Raw genomic sequence first — 19,782 nt, forward strand, 5'->3', positions numbered from 1 at the left:
AAAATGATGTAAGGATGAGACAGCATGGAAAAAGTTCCTGTAACCGTCATGAGAGGCGGCACCAGCAAAGGCGTTTTTATTCATCAAAAAGACATGCCAAACGATACAAACCTATGGAGTGATTTTCTTTTAGACATTATGGGGAGCCCTGACGAGAGACAAATTGACGGTCTCGGCGGCGGCCATTCTCTCACAAGCAAGGCAGCCATTATTAATAAATCCGCCAGAAAGGACGCAGATGTTGAGTATACGTTTGCTCAGGTCAGCTTGACTGACAAATTTACCGACTTCAAAGGCAATTGCGGAAATATTTCTTCTGCCGTAGGCCCTTATGCTATTGAGCAAGGGCTCGTTCAAGTGAAAGAGCCAGTTACAAAAGTCAGAATTTTAAACACAAACACACAAAAAGTGTTCATAGCAGAAGTTGAAGTCAAGAATGGAACATTTCATTACCAGGGGAACTGCTCGATTCCGGGGGTTCCGGGCACAGCTTCTCCTATTTATCTTTCATTTCACCAGGCTGAAGGAGCGGTGACCGGAAAGCTGTTTCCGACTGGTCAGCCTATTGATGTTCTCGATACACCGTATGGAAATATCGCGGTATCGATTATCGATTACGCCAATCCGCTTGTCTTTGTAAAAGCAGAGGACGCGGGGCTTACCGGCATAGAACTTCCGGACGAATATACACCGGATATACTTGAAAAACTTGAAGTGATCCGATCGATTGCAGCAGAGAAATGCAGATTCGCTTCAAGACATGAGGCTGCGGCAAAATCACCCGCCGTGCCAAAACTAACTTTAATCTCATCTCCAGCGGATTATATTGATACAAAAGGGATAAAGAGACATGCTCAAGAGATGGACCTTGTCATTCGTATGATGTCCATGCAAAAACCGCATCAAGCTTTAGCCATTACAGGGGCGGTATGTACGACCGCCGGCATGCTATTGCAAGATACATTATTATCTGAATTTTCATTCTCCGGCAAAACGATCCGCTTAGGGCATCCAAGCGGCATTTTAAAAACCGAAGCAGTTGCTGATCCGGCTGGAACAACGATTAAAGTAGTACGCACAGCAAGAAAAATCTCTGAAGGCTATGTGTTTACAAAGCAAAGTTACAACATGAATACGCTGAATCACATTGGTTAATACAAGCCTTCAGACAAGTCAAAGATAAACGGAGGAATACGAGATGATCAATGTAAACGCGTCTAATCGATTAAACAGACTGCCTTTTTCAAGAGCTCATCAAGCGGTGCTCGTTATCCTTTCATTCGCTTACTTTTTTGATTTTATCGATTTAAATACGTTTTCATATGCGGCGCCTTCACTTTTAAAGGAGTGGAATATATCCACTCATACCATCGCTTTTATCACGTCTGTCTCCTATTTCGGAATGTTTATCGGTGCCTCTGCCGGAGGATGGTTTTCAGACCGGTTCGGAAGGAAAAAAGGCTTAATCCTGGTTGTCACCTTTTTCTCTTCCTTCTCCCTCCTCTCTTCTCTGGCTTGGAGCCCTGAAATACTCGGTGTTTTTAGATTTCTTACGAGTTTAGGCATCGGCGCCACGACGATTGTGGCAAGTACGTATATCAGCGAATTTTTCCCATCCGCAACTAAGGGGAAATACCAGGCCATCTGTATTACAATCGGCATATGCGGAATTCCTGCCGCCGGCTGGGTGGCTAAAATGGTCGTGCCGGCCGCCCCTTATGGCTGGCGGTTTATCTTTCTTTTCGGAGCAATCGGTATTTTCTTTCCGCTGATCGCCAAAAAACTGGATGAATCCCCGAAATGGCTGGATACGAAAGGAAAAAGCGAACAAGCACACCGTATTCTGCTTGAGCTTGAGGCAAAGGCTGAAAAAGAAAAAGGTGAACTGCCTGAACCAGCTCCGGCTCTAAAAGGCCGACAAACCCCTGTAAAATCCGTTCCATAACGGACGCTATTTCAAAAGCCTTTAGCAGGAAGGACTTTTGTTTTGATGACGATGTGGGCAGCTTCCACGATTGCAATTCAAGGCTTCGGCACGTGGGTTCCGACCCTTTTGGTAAAAGAAGGCGTATCAATGGATGAGTCTATCGTATACGTCACTCTCGGTACGATCGGTGCCCCGCTGGGCGCTCTCATTGCGTCGCAAATCTCAGACCGTGTGGAACGAAAATGGGCCATTTCTGTTTTATCGTTAATGATTATGGCGCTTGGATTCTTTTACGGCATCAATCCTTTGCCGATGGTCATTGTCATATGCGGATTTCTCATGCACATGTTTGAACGTACTTTCAGTTCGATCGCATATGCCTATACGCCGGAATTATATCCGGTTGAAGCCAGGGCGTCTGGAAACGGCCTCACTTACGGCGTGGGACGTCTTGCGAATGTAGCCGGTCCCTTTGTCGTCAGTTTCCTGTATTCGGGATACGGATTTTTAAGTGTCTTCTTGTTCTTTACAGGCTGCTGGCTTCTTTGTGCACTGACAGTCGGTATATTTGGAATCGGTTCAAAAAAACAAACGATTGAGCAGGATGATATCATATCGGAAGAAACAATCGTGCAACAAAAGTTGTAAACGCATACACTATGCAAACCGCAAAAAACATCCATCTCCTCTGAGGAAATGGATGTTCTTCTTTCAAAACTATCCGCAGTCTCTTTCTCATCTTATTCCCATACATATGTCTTATCATCAAGAAAGGCGTGAGCGCAATGAAGTGGAGAAGACGGTCTTTTCCCAGAAAGAAAAGGTATTTTATGGGCGGAGAACTTTCCGATCAGGATGGATTAGATGCAAGCTACGAACAATCTTCCTTCAGAGCAGTTGATGCCGAAACATATTTCAGGCCCTCTTGTCTTCCTGTCCTGAACACAGCAATTGAAAGTTCCTTTTTTGATCCTTATATTGATAAGCCTGTGAAAAGCATTCATCTGCCCCAATCCCTCTCTTTGGCTCCGGACAAAACGATCTTACATTATTTTAGTGTTTTACGTGAAGCCGAAAATCTTACGCGCGAAAAAGCCGGGGGATGCGGTACAGTCGGCCAGGCACACATTCCCTTTCCGCTGGCCTATGCCTTTTTCACCCCGTCCTATCATAAGAAACATTCCTACAAAGCTTTTCTTGCCTCATTCGAAGGTATTGGCCAGACCCATCTGATTAAATTGAACCGGCTTGAAGACTTGCGATATTTCGTTGAGATCGAAACCATTCAAGGTTCAAATCAAAACGTCACGTTTTTCGCTTATTATCACGGCGTTGTCCAGCTGGAAAAACATAATGGACGATTTCAGATCGGACGAATGACTTGGTATGGCGAAGATTTTTTGTGTGCCGCTTATCATTTGTGGCAGCACAATGCAGAAAGCAGCCTTGATATCAAATTCGGCAAATGGTGCAAGCTTATTAAAAAAAGATGGCCTGTCCGGCAGAATGGTTATGTCAAAACAATTGACTTTGACGGAACAGACGGCCATCATTATCGTTTTGTCTATTTTCAGCTCACGAATGATACAGATAGGTTAGCAAAACAACTGAGAAAAAACAGCTCCGGCCAATGGGAGCAGATTCATATTGATCCTGATGACTGCTTATAGAATCTCCCTTTACACTTCCCGCCATTTCTTATCTAAAATCGGGTATGTGTACTGATTCATCTGTTCAATCAGCTCATCCGGACGTGATGATGTATGAATCAATTGAAGATGAGACTCATTGGAAAAGCCTTCTTTTATACTGTATTTGACCATATTGATCAGCGGTTCAAAATAGCCGTTTACATTATAAAGTCCGATCGGTTTTTGATGAATGCCGATCTGGGTCCAGCACAGCACTTCAAACAATTCTTCATATGTTCCGAATCCGCCGGGCATGGCAATATAGCCGTCAGCCAGCTCACTCATTTTCGCTTTCCGCTCATGCATGCCGCTGACTTCAATCAGCTCCGTCAGATTCTGATGAACAATCTCTCCGCTGAACAGTCCGCTCGGCATGACACCGACAGCTTTTCCGCCGCCTGCCATTAACGCATCGGCAACGGTTCCCATAAGACCGACCCGTGAACCGCCGTAAACAAGGCCGATTCCCTGCTCCGCCATATATTCACCGAGTTCGGCCGCTTTGCGTTTGTACTCTTCATTTACCCCCGGGTTTGACCCCGCAAATACACAAATGGTTTTCATTTTTTCATCTCCGCATCTATATATGTACATCAAAAATCAAAACACACTATATATTGTCCCATCTCTATATGATAATATCAATAAGAATCATACAGGACATAAGGAGTGTTTCACATGCAGATGGCTGAAACGGAACAATGGATGAAAGACTTTTACGAAAAAAGAGGATGGACGGAATACGGGCCATTTATCAGAATCGGCTTTTTAATGGAAGAAGCGGGTGAGCTCGCCCGGGCGGTAAGAGCATATGAAATCGGGAGAGACCGGCCGGATGAAAAGGACGCGACACAGGCTGAACGCAGGCAGGAGCTGATTGAAGAAATGGGTGATGTCCTCGGAAACCTCGCCATCCTCGCCGATAAGTACGGGATCACCTTAGAAGAGGCGATGAAAGCCCATCAGGAAAAACTGATCAAACGCTTTGAAACCAAATAAAAACACGGCCTGTCCGTTTTTTTCTTGGACAGGCCGCGCCTGAATTTATCCCGTTATCTCGTCCTGATGTTCAAAGAAGTGCTGTTTTCCGATTTTATGGAACAGCCCCGTTTTACGGATCAGCTCCCTCGGCTGTGATTGCAATCCGACGATCATCAATCTGCCGTTATGGCGTTTGATCCGATTCATCACATTCCCCAGCACCGCTTCTGCGGAGGTATCCATGTAATGCACATTATTCATCAGCAGAATAAGCGTCTTCGGCTTTTCCTGAAGCCTCTCCAGCAATGACGATTCCAATGAATCAATGGAACCGAAAAACAGCGGCCCTTCAATGGAATATGTGCTGACGGATGAATCATTTTTCACCGATTTGACGGCGGCATGCGGTGTTTTGATGCTTGTCGATTCGCTCATTTTCCTGATAAAGAAAACAAAAGCGAGCACGAGACCGGCGGAAACGCCGATGATTAAATCAAACAGAACCGTCAGCAAAAAGGTAACCGCCAGCACGAATGAATCAGTGTTTTTCAGCCGCATCATATTGGCGACTTCCCTCCGCTCGCTCATGTTCCAAGCCACAACCATCAACACCGGCGCCATGCTTGCCAGCGGTACATGAACGGCAAGCGGTGCGAAGACGAGCAGGACGAGAAGGACGGTGACTCCGTGGACAATACCGGAAATCGGAGAAACTGCGCCGTTTTTAATATTTGTGGCGGTCCGCGCAATCGCTCCCGTTGCCGGTATGCCGCCGAAAAGCGGCGCGGCCATATTGGCGATGCCCTGCCCGACAAGCTCCCTATTGCTGTCATGCCGTGATCCTTTCATATTATCCGCGACCATCGCTGATAAGATGGACTCAAGTCCGCCGAGAAGCGCAATGATCAGAGCCGACGGAAACATCATAATCATGTTATCAATGGAGAAATCCGGAAGCTGCAAAGCCGGGAGCGACCTCGGAATTTCTCCGTAAGCAGAACCGATTGTCGCCATCCTGTCAGGAAAAAACACAACCGCCGCGGCTGTAGATACAAGCAGCGCCACAAGCGCGCCGGGAATCTTCGGCATCAGCCTTGCTGATAACAGCAAAATGGCCAAAGCGATACCGGCGATGAAAATGCTGTACAAATTAAAGGTTTCGAGCTTCTTGCCGATCTCCGCAATGTTGAGGATAAAGCTTTCATGCTTTTGAACATTGCGCAGACCGAGAAAATGGGCAATCTGCTCCGAGAAGATCAGCACCGCGATTCCGGCCGTAAATCCGACGATCACCGGCTTCGGCACGAATTTCATAATCTTCCCGAGTTTAAATACGCCGAACAGGACGAGCATCACGCCTGCCATAAAACCGGCTACAAGTAAATTCTCAAAACCATACTGCATCACAATGGCAAATAAAATGGGAACAAACGCCCCCGTGGGCCCCCCGATCTGATACTTAGAGCCGCCCAACAGTGAAATCAGAATTCCGGCCACAATAACGGTATAAAGCCCGTATTCCGGACCGACCCCCGAGGCGATGGCAAAAGCCATTCCCAGAGGAATTGCTACAATCCCAACCACAATTCCCGCGATCAAGTCTTTCTGAAATTTCTGCAAATTGTATCCCTGATATCTGCCGGAAAATTGCATCGTCAGCTGCATCCCCCTTTGACCGTTTCATAACCGTCAACGACAACATCCAGCGTCCCCGTCCCCGGATCGATCACAAGCCCGTGCACAGGCACCTCTTCAGGCAAGAGCGGATGATGCCTGACCATATTCACGCTGTGTGCCACGCTTTCTTCAACGCTGTGAAAACCGGTCAGCCATGTTTCCAAGTCGACTCCCGCATGCTCAAGAAGGCTGAGACATTTCTCCTCCACGCCGCGATCTTTTGCTTTATTTAATATGGAAGCCGCATTTAACCCCGACATTCCGCACTCGCGGTGCCCTACGATACAGACTTCCTCAGCTTCCAGTTCATAAACGGCAACCAAAATACTCCGCATGACACTTCCAAATGGGTGAGAAACAATGGCCCCCGCGTTTTTTATGATTTTGGCATCACCGTTTCTGAGTCCCATCGCCTGCGGCAGAAGCTCCGTCAGCCTTGTATCCATACAGGATACGATGACAAGCTTTTTTTTCGGGAATTTTGTCGTTTGGTAAGGCTCATATTTCCTTTCTTGGACAAACTGCTGGTTGTGCTCCAAAATGCTTGATAAAGAAACCATTTTTCTAATCATCTCCCATCCGATTGTATTGCAAGCCTTCTTACCCAGCTTACAGTAAGGAATTATAGCACAGAAAAAGGCGTGGAAAAGGCTTTCAAAAAAAGACACGATAATTTAACTGTAAATTCAGATTATATTCATTTATATCTTTCAAAAATAATAAAATTTATCTTTATACCAACCTATAAAGCTTTTGAAAGCAGCCGTTTCGCTCATTCTGCCTTCAGAAATATAGGCGGATTCTGTTATGGTTTGGGGGAAATACCTTTTCCTCTTTTCATTTTAAGTTCAAAAGAACCAGAAATTTATTCAAATGTGTTTGAATATTTCTCACTTTACCGCTTCTCTTTTATAATAAAATAGAGAAGAAAGACAAAGGAGGAGAAGCCCGTTGAAACCATATGTATTCATCGCGAAACCGATACCGCCGGAAGTCGAACAAATGATAGGCGAACATTGCCGCTATGACATCTGGAAAGAAGATACCATTTCAAAAGAAGAACTGTACGAAAAAATGAAGGATGCTGAAGGCCTGCTGACATCCGGAACGGCGATTGACAGTGATTTACTCGATCACGCGCCGAAGCTGAAGGTCGTCAGCAATAATTCAGTCGGCTACGATAATTTTAATATAGAAGAAATGAAAAAACGCGGGGTCGTCGGCACGCATACGCCATACACCTTGGACGACACTGTTGCTGATCTGGCTTTTTCATTAATCCTGTCTTCCGCCAGACGGGTTGCCGAATTGGATCGATTCGTCCGCGCCGGCAAATGGGGAACTGTTGAGGAAGAATCCCTTTTCGGTATGGATGTCCACCATCAGACGTTAGGAATTATCGGCATGGGCAGAATCGGTGAACAAGCCGCCAAACGGGCAAAATTCGGCTTTGATATGGACGTGTTATACTATAACCGCAGCAGAAAACCGGATGCTGAGAAAGAGCTTGGCGTTACATATGCCGACTTAGACACACTGCTGAAAACGTCAGACTTTGTGCTGTTAATTACGCCGCTTACTGACGAAACGTATCATATGATGGGAGAACGGGAATTCAGACTGATGAAAGATACGGCATTTTTCGTCAATATTTCCCGGGGAAAGACGGTTGATGAGAAAGCGCTCATCCGCGCATTGCAGGAGGGCTGGATAAAAGGCGCCGGTTTAGATGTGTTTGAAAAAGAGCCGGTCTCAGAAGACAATCCGCTTTTACAGCTGGAAAACGTCACATTGCTTCCGCATATCGGGTCAGCAACGGCTAAAATCCGCTTGAATATGTTCACACAAGCCGCTCAAAACATGATTGACGCCGTATACGGAAGAACGCCGAAAAACCTTACTAAGGAATTTCAATAAGAAGAAAAATCCCGGTTGGTTCAGCCGGGGTTTATTTTTCGCTAGATAAAAAGTACTATTTTTAAATTCTTTCTATTCCTTTCTTTCGTTGCTGATACAATGAAAAGGAATCAGCTTCACATGATGAAAATGGGAGGTATTGCTTTGAAAAAACGATTATCGTGGATTTCCGTTTGTTTACTGGTGCTTGTCTCCGCGGCGGGGATGCTGTTTTCAACAGCTGCCAAAACGGAAACATCTTCTCACAAGGCACACACAGAAGCACAGGTTATCAACACGTTTGACGGGGTTGCGGATTATCTTCAGACATATCATAAGCTACCTGATAATTACATTACAAAATCAGAAGCACAAGCCCTCGGCTGGGTGGCATCAAAAGGGAACCTTGCAGACGTCGCTCCGGGGAAAAGCATCGGCGGAGACATCTTCTCAAACAGGGAAGGCAAACTCCCGGGCAAAAGCGGACGAACATGGCGTGAAGCGGATATTAACTATACATCAGGCTTCAGAAATTCAGACCGGATTCTTTACTCAAGCGACTGGCTGATTTACAAAACAACGGACCATTATCAGACCTTTACAAAAATCAGATAACGAAAAAAACGGCTTCCCTGCGGGAGGCCGTTTTTTTCAGCTTTACATAAAGTGTGTAATAAATTTTTCTTCAAACTCTGATCGGTCAATTTCACTTTTTTCCGCCGGGCCATCGTGTTTTTGAATCGTTACATTGCGTTCAGACAGAACCATGTGCCCCTCCGGCGTCCGCTTAGAAGCAAGCAGGCGTTTATTGAATGGAGACCGCTCATGTTCAAAGATCGTTTGTTTCATGGCCTTGAGGTCCTTTTCACCGATTTCTTCAAGTGAAAATGCGTAACCTGTCTGCCAGCCGTCCCCTTTGTTCATTTCAAGCACGTGTGTCCCGAATTCCGTTTGTTCTTTTCTCACACGAAACGCTCCGGCGGCAGATACCGCCTCGGCGCCGGACAGCGGAACGGGCTGCATAGCGAGATTGAGGCCGAAGCCTGTATCAGCGATATATTCATTTCCTTCGGCGGAAAGAAGCACGGCCGCATGTGTGCCGGGCAGCTCCCATCCGTTGTTCCAAACCGTTCCGCGGATCAATTTGACGTCAAATCCGGCGTCCTTCAGTATGAAATAAAGCAGTCCGTTCAAGTCATAACAAAGTCCGCCATGAGGCTCTTTCACCATATGCCGCCACAGTCCTTCTTTCGTGACGTCATATTCTTTTTTGGACAAAACCGCGCGATTTTCAAACGGAAACCGATACGCGAGCGCTTTTAAAAATTCGGGCAGGGTGCTGAAATCGAGTGACTCCTTTTCCCATCCTATCGTTTGATAACAATCTTTCAGGAACTCATTCATCGTTCCGTCCTCCTTACAAAGCGCTTACACTTCTTCCTGCACGTAAGCGGACAGCTTTTCAAGCGCTTCCTTTTCATCCTCGCCTTCAGCGATCAGAGTGACTTCCGTCCCCGTGCTGACCGCCAGGCTCATTAACCCCATAATGCTTTTGGCATTCACTTTCTTGCCGTTTTTCTCAAGAAACACATCTGATGTAAAGCGATTTGCCTCCTGTACAAACAATGCAGCGGGACGCGCCTGCAATCCCGTCTTTAAACGCACTTCCACTTTCTCCTGAACCATAAGATCTCCCCTTTTCTGTACGGTTATTTCAAAGTGATGCTTTGTCCTGTACGCAGCTGTTCTGCGATTTCATCGAGCTTTCTCAGCCTGTGATTGATGCCGGATTTGCTGATTTTCCCGCTTGCAACCATTTCCCCAAGTTCTTTCAGCGTGACTTCCTGATAATCAATCCGCAGCTGCGCAATTTCGCGAAGCTTTTCCGGCAGCGCTTCAAGACCGATCCGTTCATCAATGTATTTAATATTTTCCACCTGTCTGAGCGAAGCCCCGATGGTTTTGTTTAAGTTGGCTGTTTCACAATTTACGAGGCGGTTCACTGAGTTTCTCATATCTCTGACAATCCGCACATCTTCAAAGCGCAGCAGTGAATTGTGGGCGCCGATGACATTCAGAAATTCGGTGATTTTTTCCGCCTCTTTTAAGTACGTAATATAGCCTTTTTTCCGTTCAAGCGTTTTGCTGTTCAGATGAAATTCATTCAGCAGCGCGCATAATGAATCGTTATGTTCCTTATAAAGCGAAAAGATTTCCAAGTGGTATGACGATGTTTCGGGATTATTCACAGATCCCCCCGCCAAAAACGCCCCTCTCATATAAGAACGTTTGCAGCACCGTTTCGCCACCAGTTCCTCAGAAATATTCCGTTCAAATACAAAGTTCTCTCCGAGGATTTTCAATTCCTCCAGAATCAGCTTTGCGTTTTCAGAAAAGCGTACAATATAAACATTGTTTTTTTTCAGCCGCATTTTTTTTCTGACTAACAGTTCGACCGATACATCATATTGTTTCTTCAGCAATGTATAAATGCGGCGGGCAATCGCCGCATTTTCGGTTTGAACGTCAAGCACGAGATGGCGGTTTGAAAATGACAGTGAACCGTTCATCCGAATCAGAGCGGACAGCTCCGCCTTGGCGCAGCAGTCCTTTACTTCCAGATTCGTCAGTTCTTTTTTTGTTTCCGATGCAAATGACATATGAGCCACCTCATTTCAAAAGACCTCTAGTCCCTTAATAAATCAACGAGAAGAGAAGCCACTTTATGTGTATCGTGACGGATTACGCCATTTTTATACGTGATAATCTGGTCCCTGATGACCTCAAGCCCCATGGCTTTCAGCTTTTCAACGTTAAATTCAACGGGCCGGGCCAGCTCTTTCGCATATTTGCTTTTGATTTCGTCAGGGATATCTTCATTATTGATTAAAATCGTATCGATAAACGGCTGCTCCATATGATCGTTCAGCGCCTTAACGTGGTCGGCTGCGCTGTATTGAAGCGTTTCGCCGGGCTGCGTCATGACATTACAGATATATACTTTTTTGGCCGCAGCCTTGACGACTTCCTCTCCGATTTTCGGCACGAGCAGGTTCGGGAGAATGCTTGTATACAGGCTTCCCGGGCCGATAATGATTAAGTCGGCCTGGCGGATCACGTCAATCGTCTCCGGCAGCGGATCAATTTTTTCAGGCGTAAGAAACACCCGTTTAATGCGCTGGCCGTAAGAAGGAATGGTCGATTCTCCGGAGACGACCTGCCCGTCCTCCATTTCGGCATGAAGAACGACGCTGGTGTTGGCAGCCGGCAATACTCTGCCGCGGACATTCAGCACTTTGCTCATTTCGGTAACAGCGTGAAAGAAATCACCGGTTATATTCGTCATCGCTGCCAAAATCAAATTGCCGAGCGAATGTCCGGTTAAGTCGCTTCCTTTGTTGAAACGATGCTGAAACAGGTTTTCAACAAGCGGCTCAACATCTGACAAAGCAGCCAGTACGTTACGGATGTCACCCGGCGGCGGAATTTGAAGTTCATCCCGCAGACGGCCTGAACTTCCGCCGTCATCGGCAACGGTCACAATCGCCGTAATATCAACGGGCTTATGCTTTAATCCGCGGAGCAGCACGGACAAACCCGTTCCGCCTCCGAAGATTGCGATTTTCGGCTTCTTATTCATTTCCGGCTTCTCTTTTCAATGTCCCGGTGAGTAACATGAGTATAGAAATCCTTTTTAAAGTAATCAGCCAGATACTCAGCGAGTGTAACAGAGCGGTGCTGGCCGCCCGTACAGCCGATCGCGATGACAAGCTGGCTTTTTCCTTCCCGCTTATAAGACGGAAGCATAAAGCCGAGCAGATCAACAAGCTTTTCGATAAACTTTTTTGTTTCATTCCACTTCATCACATAAGATGAGACTTCCTCATCTTTCCCCGTAAGCGGCCTCATGCTTTCAATGTAGAACGGATTCGGCAGAAACCTTACATCAAACACGAGATCGGCATCTATCGGAAGACCGTATTTGAAACCGAATGACATCACGTTCACTGTAAAGGTCTCACCTTGGTTCGTGGCGAAATGCGCCACGATTTTTTCACGCAGATCACGCGGTTTCATATCCGACGTGTCATAGATCAGCTGAGAGCGCCCTTTCAATTCTTCAAGCAGCTGGCGCTCCAGTGCGATTCCTTCGAGAGGAAGCCCGGTAGCGGCCAGCGGATGAGAACGCCTCGTTTCTTTGTATCTCGTCACAAGGATGGAATCCTTCGCATCTAAAAAGAGAATGCGCGGTGTAATCCACGGATTTTCCGCCATTTCATCCAGCGCCTCAATCAGCCTGTCAAAAAATTCACGTCCCCGCAGATCCATGACAAGCGCGACCTTGCTCATTTTTGAACTTGATTCTTTCATCAGTTCCAAAAATTTCGGCAGCAAGGAAGGCGGCAGATTGTCGACGCAAAAATAGCCGAGATCCTCAAAGCTTTGAATGGCGACGGTTTTCCCCGCTCCAGACATTCCCGTTATGATGACGAGCTGAATATCATGATTTTCATTCACACTCATCTCTCTCCCCCCTGAGGTCTTTCTTTTATTTGATAAGCTGCGGATCTAAACGATAGCTGAGCAGCTCGAAGTCCGGCGTATACGTAAAGGTGCCGTGCAAAAGCCCTTGGCCCTTGATCATAAAATCAAGGATATGTCCGTCTCCGGGCGCCATCGGAAGGCTGTGGATATCTTTCACGTCATGCCACTTCAGAATGCCTTCCTCTGATTCAGCGACATTCCGCCCCGTGTAGGAATCGGCGACAAAAGTAAACATCATCCACTCTGACACGATTTGTTCCTGTTCCTTAATAATAAAGGTAAACACGCCTTTTAACTGCGGATTTAATATATAAATTCCCGTCTCTTCTCTGTACTCTCTAATGACGGAATCTCTGACTGATTCACCGCTCTCCATCTTCCCGCCGGGCGCGACCCACCAGCCCCGTCTCGGCTTTTGGAGAAGGAGAACCTGATCATCTGTCTGCAGCACACAATTTGTCACTCTTTGCACAAGTACGTCACCTAACCTTCTCAACAAATCATCGTCTCTTCATTATACCGTTTCGGCATGTCTCTCACAATGCAGAGACACCGACATCCTTTTCTTTTATTTGACAGAAAACAAAAATTTACAAAAAAAGGGCACGGATACTGGAATCCGTGCCAAGGTGTATTCATATAAAAAGGGGGTCAATTACTACATTCATCTTAAAACATCAGTATTTCACCCGTGTTACAGCGGAATTAAAAGCCAGTAACGATTCAAAAACTGAACATTACAGCGATTATTTAACGGTTTTGAGCGTCTCCTGAAGCTCTTCCACATAATGCTGAACGCTTTGGGCCGCAATACTTCCGTCACCTGTCGCCGTAACGATCTGGCGGAGTGATTTTTCACGAATGTCTCCCGCAGCGAAAATGCCGGGAACTTTCGTTTCCATTTGATCATTTGTTTCAATGTAGCCTTCTTCATTTGTGATGCCCAAGTTTTCGAACGGTTTAGAAAGCGGAAGCATGCCGATATAAATAAAGACGCCGTCAGCTTTGAATTCTTCCTCTTCTCCCGTCACAGTATCCACAAGTGTCAGTCTGCCGACTTTTCCGTTTTCTTCATGGATTTCTTTTACGGTTTTATTCCATTCGAAATCAATTTTGTCATTGTCAAAGGCACGCGCCTGAAGAATGCTTTGCGCACGCAATTTATCACGTCTGTGAACGATGGTGACTTTTGAAGCGAAGCGTGTCAGATAGACGCCTTCTTCCACAGCCGAGTCTCCGCCGCCGACTACGACAAGCTCTTTATTTTTGAAGAATGCGCCGTCACATACCGCACAGTACGATACGCCGCGGCCGCCAAGTTCTTTTTCACCGGGAACGCCGATCTTTTTGTATTCCGCTCCGGCAGAAATGACGATGGCGCGCGCTTTATATTCTTTTGAACCGGCTTTGACCGTTTTATATTCTTTACCGTCGACAATTTCTTTAATATCGCCGTACGCATATTCCGCACCGAATTTTTTCGCATGTTCAAACATTTTATTAGAAAGTTCAGGGCCGAGAATGCTTTCAAAACCCGGATAGTTTTCAACATCCTCTGTGTTGGCCATCTGGCCGCCCGGAATTCCTCTTTCGATCATTAATGTGGATAAGTTCGCTCGTGATGTGTAAACGGCAGCGGTCATCCCCGCCGGACCCGCGCCGATAATGATCACATCATAAATTTTTTCTTCTGACACCATGATTCACTCCTTTTCGAAATGGGGCGCACCCTATATGAATAAGAATCCCCATCAATCGTATTCCTTACCCATATCCTATAAAATCTGAGGGCGATTCTCTATCTTTTTGCTCATTTTTCTGAGAAAACGTGATTAGGCATCTCCTGAGCGGGTATACAAATAAAGAAAGAGCCTTCCGGGATGGAAGGCCCTTGTCTTATTCATTATTGCACGACACGTCTTACATTGCCGTTGAATACTTTTTTCCAGTAAGGGTTGCTCATAGAATCGATGGATACACCATGAGATGTATTATCGTTCAGGAATGTCCCATTACCTAAGTAGATGCCGACGTGACCGTTTGTTTTATACGTATCGAAGAATACTAAGTCTCCGCGTTTCATGTCAGACGCGCTGACTGCCTCACCTCTTCCGATTAGCGTATCTGTGCTTGTGCCGCTTACAGGTCCGAGGTTAACGCCTGCGTTAGCATAAGCCCAGCGTACAAATGAAGAGCAGTCAAAGATACGGTTGTTAATATCAGATTGTGTGCGTCCGCCGCCGAATTTGTACGGAGATTGACCCACAAGGCTTGATCCTACGCTGATCGCGCCTTCAATACCGCCTGAATTTGAGATAACAGATCCGCCGTCAGAATCATCTGAACCGCCGCTGTTATGAGATGATCCGCCTGAATTGCTCGGTTTGCTTGAGCTGTCAGATGAATCGGATGTTTCAGTTGAAACAGCCGCTTTTTTCACAGTTTTAACCGCAGGTGCCGGCTGGCTGTCATCTTTTTGGTTTTGGTCTTCAGAGGCTTTTTGCGCTTCTTCCTGTTTTTTGATCAGGGCAGCTGCTGCAGCCTGCTCTTCTTTAATGCGCTTCTGTTCTTTTTCAGTGTCAGCTTTTTCGTTTGCAAGCTGTGACGCTTCTTTTTTCAGATCAGAGATAGCGGAAGCCGCTTTTTTCTGACCGTTTTTCGCTTCGTCGAAAAGCTTGTCTTTCTGATCAAGCTGTTTGTTCAGGTCTTTTTGCATAGACTCTAACTTCGCAAGATCATCTTGGACTTTTTTAAGCTTCACGTTAAGTTCAGCTTCAGCATCTTCGAGTTTCGCTTTATCCTGCTCCTGCTGTTTGATCAGGTCTTTATCCGCATCAACGATAGAAGATACCGCAGTCGCACGGGAAATGAAATCTCCGAAGCTTGTCGCTCCTAAAAGAACGTCAATGTATCCTTGAGAACCGCCGTTTTCCTGTAAAGAACGAACGCGTTTTTTCAGGATTTCATTGCGTTTTTCAATGCGCGCTTCTGTTTCTTTGATTTCTTTTTTCAAATCAGCGATTTGCTTTTTCGTTTTTTCGTTTTCAGCTTTTTTATCTTCGATTTTATTACTTGTATCCAACGCTTTGGCGTTAATGTCTTTCAGTTCTTTTTCAATCTTAGCCTGCTTGTCCTGAAGCTTAGATAATTCCTTTTCTTTCGCTTCGAGGCTTGAAGCCACCTCAGATTGCTTGCTTTCGATTTTTGCTTTTTTGCTGTCTAATGTTTCCGCCGATGCAGTTTTTGTAAACGGGATCAAAAAACTGCTTGTCCCGATGACGGAAGCCAAACCAAGTGTTAATAAACTCTTTTTCACTTTTTCTTTCCTCCCTTTTACTTTAAAACCTGTTCTCATTTGGAATTCTATTATGAACATCAAAGTTACGCTCCCTCACATACCGTGAGGCTGATGATTTTTATGTATGAATCTTTGAAACTGGTTAATTGGTATAGATTATACAGCACATGTAAAAAAAACTAATCTCTTATGTACGAGAATCATTATACCATCATGTTTCGACAATTTTTATTACAGTTATATTTCAATGTGATTGCAAAATTCATCATTTGCAAAATAAATGATGATTGCGGTCTGTTTTTGATTCAAAAAGCAAAAAAATACGTATGAAAATCTCTTTTTTCGGCAGTAAAGTTCTGTTTTATCACTTTCTGATAAAAAAAGAACCGACTCTTTATATAGAAAGAATCGGTTTTATTCTAATATATCATCTATTTGTCTGATGTATTTTGAGAGTGTTGCCGCGGATATACCGTAAACGGCGGCGGTTTCTTTTTTCGTCGTTTTTTCGCCGTTTGCTTCCTTCCATACGTATGCAATGGCTGCGGCCCATGCCCGCTCATTCTGTACGGCAGCAGCAGCGCGGATGTGCTGAATAACGTGAAAAACCCAGCAGCTCATGACGTCAGTCTTTAAACTGTCGGCTTCCGCTTTCTCCAGCAGCTTGACCGTCCGATACGTGAACAAAGCATCACGGGAGACGCCTGAAGCGCCTTTTTCACCGGAAAGCAGCAGTCTGACGAATTCCTGTTCAAACGGCGTAGCGGCTCGTTTTGCAGCCAGAACTTTTTCAAGCTGGTGCCGCTCTCCTTGAGCGCTGCTGATATAATAGGCGGCGAGCCGCTGTTCAAGTGAAGCAGGCAGCGGTTCCTGCCGCTCCGCCCAAGGCGCGGGGCGGTCTGATTCGGGAAATTCAGTTTCGGCCTTTCTCCAAATGGTTTCGGCAAATTCTGTACGGCCTGTCCCGTATGCTGAGGCGGCAAGCCAGTAATAAAACGTGTCGTCGCCTTCAAATCCGCTTTTGTATAGAGAACGGAGCCACTTATAGCCAAGATCATGTCTGCCGACAAGCGCAAGCGTCGCCCCCAGCTTGTAACGCTGTTCGAATAATATCGGATACACATTGGCGAGCCTTTCGCTCAATTCTCCGACTTTTTCATCTTCCCTCTCGTAATAGCAGAATACAAGGTAGTTGCACAGGGCGTGGAGATTGCCTTCGTTTTTCTCAAGCACTTCAAATACCGTCTGTTTCGCTTTTGTTACATTGCCTGAGTAAAAATAAGCGAGCGCCAGGTTGTTGTATGCGGACCAAAGCTCGGGGTAATCGGCTGTAATCTCTTCAAGCATGACAACCGCTTCATGAAGCTGGCCGCTCTCAAGAAGCGCTTTTGCCCGGTCCTGCCTGATCAGCAGTTCATCTTGGTCATAGAGCGATTCGTTTTCACCCGCTTCGCCGAAATCCAGAAGCTCCATCAGGTTTTCAATCTCTTCGCTGAATTCTCCGTCCGGATCGGCATCAGAATAAGCCGCCGCTTCTTTGTATGCTTCCTGAAAGAGCCCCAAATGCGCGAAATTATTCGCTTTAAAATAATGACACTCGGGCATTTCTTCTTTCAGGTTCACCAAAATAAAGTCGAACAGCTCATTTGACTGCTGGTAGTGCCCCATTTCAGAATAAATGACGGCCAGCCGGGACAGCATTTCGGAATCATTCGGTTCGAGATGAACGGCTCGCTGAATCAGTTTGCTGGCCCGTTTTAAATTCCGCTCTTTATATGCTTTTAAGCCTTTATGAAAAAAATATTGTCCATCCTGAAGCAGCTGGACAATTTGTGCGTGCTTTTTATGTTCAGAAGTGTGTTTTCCCACAAATACCCTCCGTTTTATACGTATTACCGTCAGTAGTATACCATAAAACGGTTTCGCCTCAATAGTTCAAAAGACAGGATCGGCTTCGTTTTTTACTGGCTGGTTCGACCAGATTTTAGCTGTTTGTTTCATGAGGGTCGGCAGGAAGAATGACGCGGAAAAGGGTTCCTTCGCCGCGCTTGCTTTCAACCTCTATCGAACCGCCGTGCAGCTCAGCGATTTTTTTGGCGATGGACAGGCCGAGCCCGCTTCCCCCCGCGTTTCTCGCTTTATCCGCTTTATAAAACCGTTCAAATACGCGCTCTGCCTGCTCAGGCTCCATTCCGATTCCGTTGTCGGCGATTTCGATGGCCGCAGCCTCCGGCAAATCTGTAATTTTAACGGATATGCGGCCTCCTTCTCCGGTAAATTTCACAGCATTGTGAATGAGATTCATCCAGACTTGGCTGAGCAGCGCTTCATCTCCGTACACATACGACTCCTGTAAATCAATGAGAAACTCAATCTGTTTGGCGGACCACTCTGGCTCACAAGTCAATATGGTGCGCCGCAGCTGTTTGTCAATGCGGAACGGTTTTTTTTGTATCGGTTCGGTCTGACGTTCGAGTGCGGTGAGCTTCAGCAGATTTTCACTGATTTTTGATAATCGTTCTGTTTCTGTCTCGATGATGTGTAAGTAGCGCCCCCGCTCCTCATATGATAAATCCGGTTTTTTTAAGAGGTGCGCATAGCCCTTTAATGAAGTAAGCGGGGTTTGAATTTCATGGGAAACGTTTGAAATAAATTCTTGTTTCAGTTTTTCCATTTCACTCAGTTCCGCGGCGAGTGTCGACAGTTCATCAGCCAACTTCGTCACGGGGTGATCCCGCTCAATTTTCTCCATTTTCCGGGAAGCGGCCGCGGTGAAGTTGCCGCTCGACATTGCTTGATCGTGGCGGTGAGCGAATCCCAGATCGCATGATGTCGTTTACGCGCTGACTTTGAAAAAATAAACATCGTTAAAAACAGCAGGCCGAACACAAGCCAAAGTGTCAGAATTTGCTCGACGAACGGCGTCAGCAAAATTGGCCATATAACACCGAAGCCCTGAACGATCAAGTGGGCAGCAAGCCATAAAAATGCAGTGAATACGAGAAGGATGATGATTCTTCCCGCCGTTCTGAGAATCCGTTTCATTCTGTCACCACAAACCGGTAGCCGAGACCCCGCACCGTATGAATGGCAAACGGATAGTCCTTTTCAGGAAACCGTTCTCTCAGCCTTTTAATATGAACGTCAACCGTCCGCTCGTCACCTTCATAATCAAAGCCCCAAATATCTTCTATTAAATGCTCTCTTGAAAACGTCTTATTCGGATAACCGGCGAGCTTAAATAAAAGCTCAAATTCACGCCGGGGCAGCGTCATTCCCGAACCGCCGCCGCGCGTTACAGTACGGGATTGCTTATCTAATGTGACCGTTCCGATGGTCAGCAGTTTTTCAGCGGTGATCCGGTAGCGTTTCAGCAATGCTTTGACCCTTGCTTCCAGCTCAAGCGGCTCAAACGGTTTGACGAGATAATCGTCCGCTCCGGAAGTAAAACCCTGCACTTTATCCAGCGTTTCGCCTTTTGCCGTCAGCATCAAAATCGGAATATCCGTAAAGCTGCGGACGGCTTCACTGACTTCAAATCCGTCCATTTTCGGCATCATCACATCCAGTATGATGAGATCAATATGTGTTGATTCTATCAGCTGCACCGCCGCTTCCCCGTCTTCCGCTTCTGCGACGTCAAATCCGCTCTGCTCCATCATAAGGCGGACAAGCTCACGGATATGGCGGTCATCATCCGCAACCAATATGACAGCCATGAAAATCCCTCCTTCTGCTTTTTCAAATTTTTTAGTCTCCTGTATCTT

Annotated in this window: 18 protein-coding genes and 2 pseudogenes; 6 read left to right on the forward strand and 14 right to left on the reverse strand. The window is 46.1% G+C overall.

Features of this window, described 5'->3' with window-relative positions; translation table 11 throughout:
• Positions 1-24 precede the first annotated feature (24 nt).
• The 3 genes and pseudogenes from ACW5MY_RS16500 to ACW5MY_RS16510 all read left to right on the forward strand — a co-directional run bounded on the left by ACW5MY_RS16500 (position 25) and on the right by ACW5MY_RS16510 (position 3,597).
• Positions 25-1,155 carry a 2-methylaconitate cis-trans isomerase PrpF family protein gene (locus ACW5MY_RS16500; protein ID WP_289393940.1) on the forward strand — a complete coding sequence of 377 codons (1,131 nt, stop codon included), beginning with the start codon at positions 25-27 and terminating at the stop codon, positions 1,153-1,155.
• 43 nt (positions 1,156-1,198) lie between these two features.
• Positions 1,199-2,575: pseudogene (locus ACW5MY_RS16505) on the forward strand (MFS transporter).
• Between the two features lie 182 nt (positions 2,576-2,757).
• On the forward strand, positions 2,758-3,597 hold the full coding sequence (locus ACW5MY_RS16510) for a hypothetical protein (protein WP_014471069.1): 840 nt from the start codon (positions 2,758-2,760) through the stop codon (positions 3,595-3,597).
• 9 nt (positions 3,598-3,606) lie between these two features.
• On the opposite strand, the gene ACW5MY_RS16515 is transcribed toward ACW5MY_RS16510, so the two are convergent.
• Entirely contained in the window at positions 3,607-4,182 is a 576-nt protein-coding gene (locus ACW5MY_RS16515; RefSeq protein ID WP_013353716.1) for a TIGR00730 family Rossman fold protein, read from the reverse strand.
• Positions 4,183-4,296: 114 nt separating this feature from the next.
• Here ACW5MY_RS16515 and ACW5MY_RS16520 point away from each other — a divergent pair, with 114 nt between their 5' ends.
• Entirely contained in the window at positions 4,297-4,617 is a 321-nt protein-coding gene (locus tag ACW5MY_RS16520; protein ID WP_013353717.1) for a MazG nucleotide pyrophosphohydrolase domain-containing protein, read from the forward strand.
• A gap of 45 nt (positions 4,618-4,662) precedes the next feature.
• Here the strand turns inward: ACW5MY_RS16520 and ACW5MY_RS16525 are convergent, their stop codons facing one another.
• Positions 4,663-6,252, reverse strand: a complete 1,590-nt coding sequence (locus ACW5MY_RS16525) for a SulP family inorganic anion transporter (protein ID WP_013353718.1) — start codon at positions 6,250-6,252, stop codon at positions 4,663-4,665.
• 2 nt (positions 6,253-6,254) lie between these two features.
• Entirely contained in the window at positions 6,255-6,845 is a 591-nt protein-coding gene (locus ACW5MY_RS16530) for a beta-class carbonic anhydrase (protein WP_088030702.1), read from the reverse strand.
• A gap of 382 nt (positions 6,846-7,227) precedes the next feature.
• Between ACW5MY_RS16530 and ACW5MY_RS16535 the strand changes: the two genes are divergently transcribed.
• Positions 7,228-8,193, forward strand: coding sequence for a 2-hydroxyacid dehydrogenase (locus ACW5MY_RS16535; protein ID WP_013353721.1), 966 nt, complete (start codon positions 7,228-7,230; stop codon positions 8,191-8,193).
• Positions 8,194-8,397: 204 nt separating this feature from the next.
• Entirely contained in the window at positions 8,398-8,787 is a 390-nt protein-coding gene (locus ACW5MY_RS16540; RefSeq protein ID WP_232469747.1) for a ribonuclease, read from the forward strand.
• Between the two features lie 42 nt (positions 8,788-8,829).
• Here the strand turns inward: ACW5MY_RS16540 and ACW5MY_RS16545 are convergent, their stop codons facing one another.
• The 11 genes and pseudogenes from ACW5MY_RS16545 to ACW5MY_RS16595 form a co-directional block, all read right to left on the reverse strand.
• On the reverse strand, positions 8,830-9,576 hold the full coding sequence (locus ACW5MY_RS16545) for an arylamine N-acetyltransferase family protein (protein ID WP_013353723.1): 747 nt from the start codon (positions 9,574-9,576) through the stop codon (positions 8,830-8,832).
• A 24-nt stretch (positions 9,577-9,600) separates the two neighbouring features.
• Entirely contained in the window at positions 9,601-9,858 is a 258-nt protein-coding gene (locus ACW5MY_RS16550; RefSeq protein WP_013353724.1) for an HPr family phosphocarrier protein, read from the reverse strand.
• 23 nt (positions 9,859-9,881) lie between these two features.
• Positions 9,882-10,832: a DNA-binding protein WhiA gene (gene whiA / locus ACW5MY_RS16555; protein WP_007407421.1), complete on the reverse strand. Its 951-nt coding sequence runs from the start codon at positions 10,830-10,832 to the stop codon at positions 9,882-9,884.
• Positions 10,833-10,858: 26 nt separating this feature from the next.
• Entirely contained in the window at positions 10,859-11,812 is a 954-nt protein-coding gene (locus ACW5MY_RS16560) for a gluconeogenesis factor YvcK family protein (protein ID WP_013353725.1), read from the reverse strand.
• A complete protein-coding gene (rapZ, locus tag ACW5MY_RS16565) occupies positions 11,809-12,696 on the reverse strand; it encodes an RNase adapter RapZ (protein WP_289393946.1) in 888 nt (295 codons plus the stop codon). The genes ACW5MY_RS16560 and rapZ overlap by 4 nt, the downstream gene beginning before the upstream one ends.
• A 25-nt stretch (positions 12,697-12,721) precedes the next feature.
• Positions 12,722-13,189 carry an 8-oxo-dGTP diphosphatase gene (locus ACW5MY_RS16570; protein ID WP_013353727.1) on the reverse strand — a complete coding sequence of 156 codons (468 nt, stop codon included), beginning with the start codon at positions 13,187-13,189 and terminating at the stop codon, positions 12,722-12,724.
• Between the two features lie 274 nt (positions 13,190-13,463).
• Positions 13,464-14,414: a thioredoxin-disulfide reductase gene (trxB, locus tag ACW5MY_RS16575; RefSeq protein ID WP_029575303.1), complete on the reverse strand. Its 951-nt coding sequence runs from the start codon at positions 14,412-14,414 to the stop codon at positions 13,464-13,466.
• 206 nt (positions 14,415-14,620) lie between these two features.
• On the reverse strand, positions 14,621-16,033 hold the full coding sequence (locus ACW5MY_RS16580; RefSeq protein WP_041481743.1) for a C40 family peptidase: 1,413 nt from the start codon (positions 16,031-16,033) through the stop codon (positions 14,621-14,623).
• Positions 16,034-16,429: 396 nt separating this feature from the next.
• Positions 16,430-17,884 (reverse strand): tetratricopeptide repeat protein, encoded by a 1,455-nt coding sequence (locus ACW5MY_RS16585; protein ID WP_013353730.1) that lies wholly within the window; start codon positions 17,882-17,884, stop codon positions 16,430-16,432.
• A 115-nt stretch (positions 17,885-17,999) separates the two neighbouring features.
• Positions 18,000-19,060 (reverse strand): annotated as a pseudogene (locus tag ACW5MY_RS16590) (sensor histidine kinase).
• The gene (locus ACW5MY_RS16595; protein WP_013353732.1) at positions 19,057-19,734 is read right to left on the reverse strand and encodes a response regulator transcription factor; all 678 of its coding nucleotides are present in this window, start codon (positions 19,732-19,734) and stop codon (positions 19,057-19,059) included. Before ACW5MY_RS16595 ends, ACW5MY_RS16590 begins: the two are co-directional and overlap by 4 nt.
• Between the last annotated feature and the right edge of the window lie 48 nt (positions 19,735-19,782).

The organism is Bacillus sp. Bwzl_19, assembly GCF_054900515.1.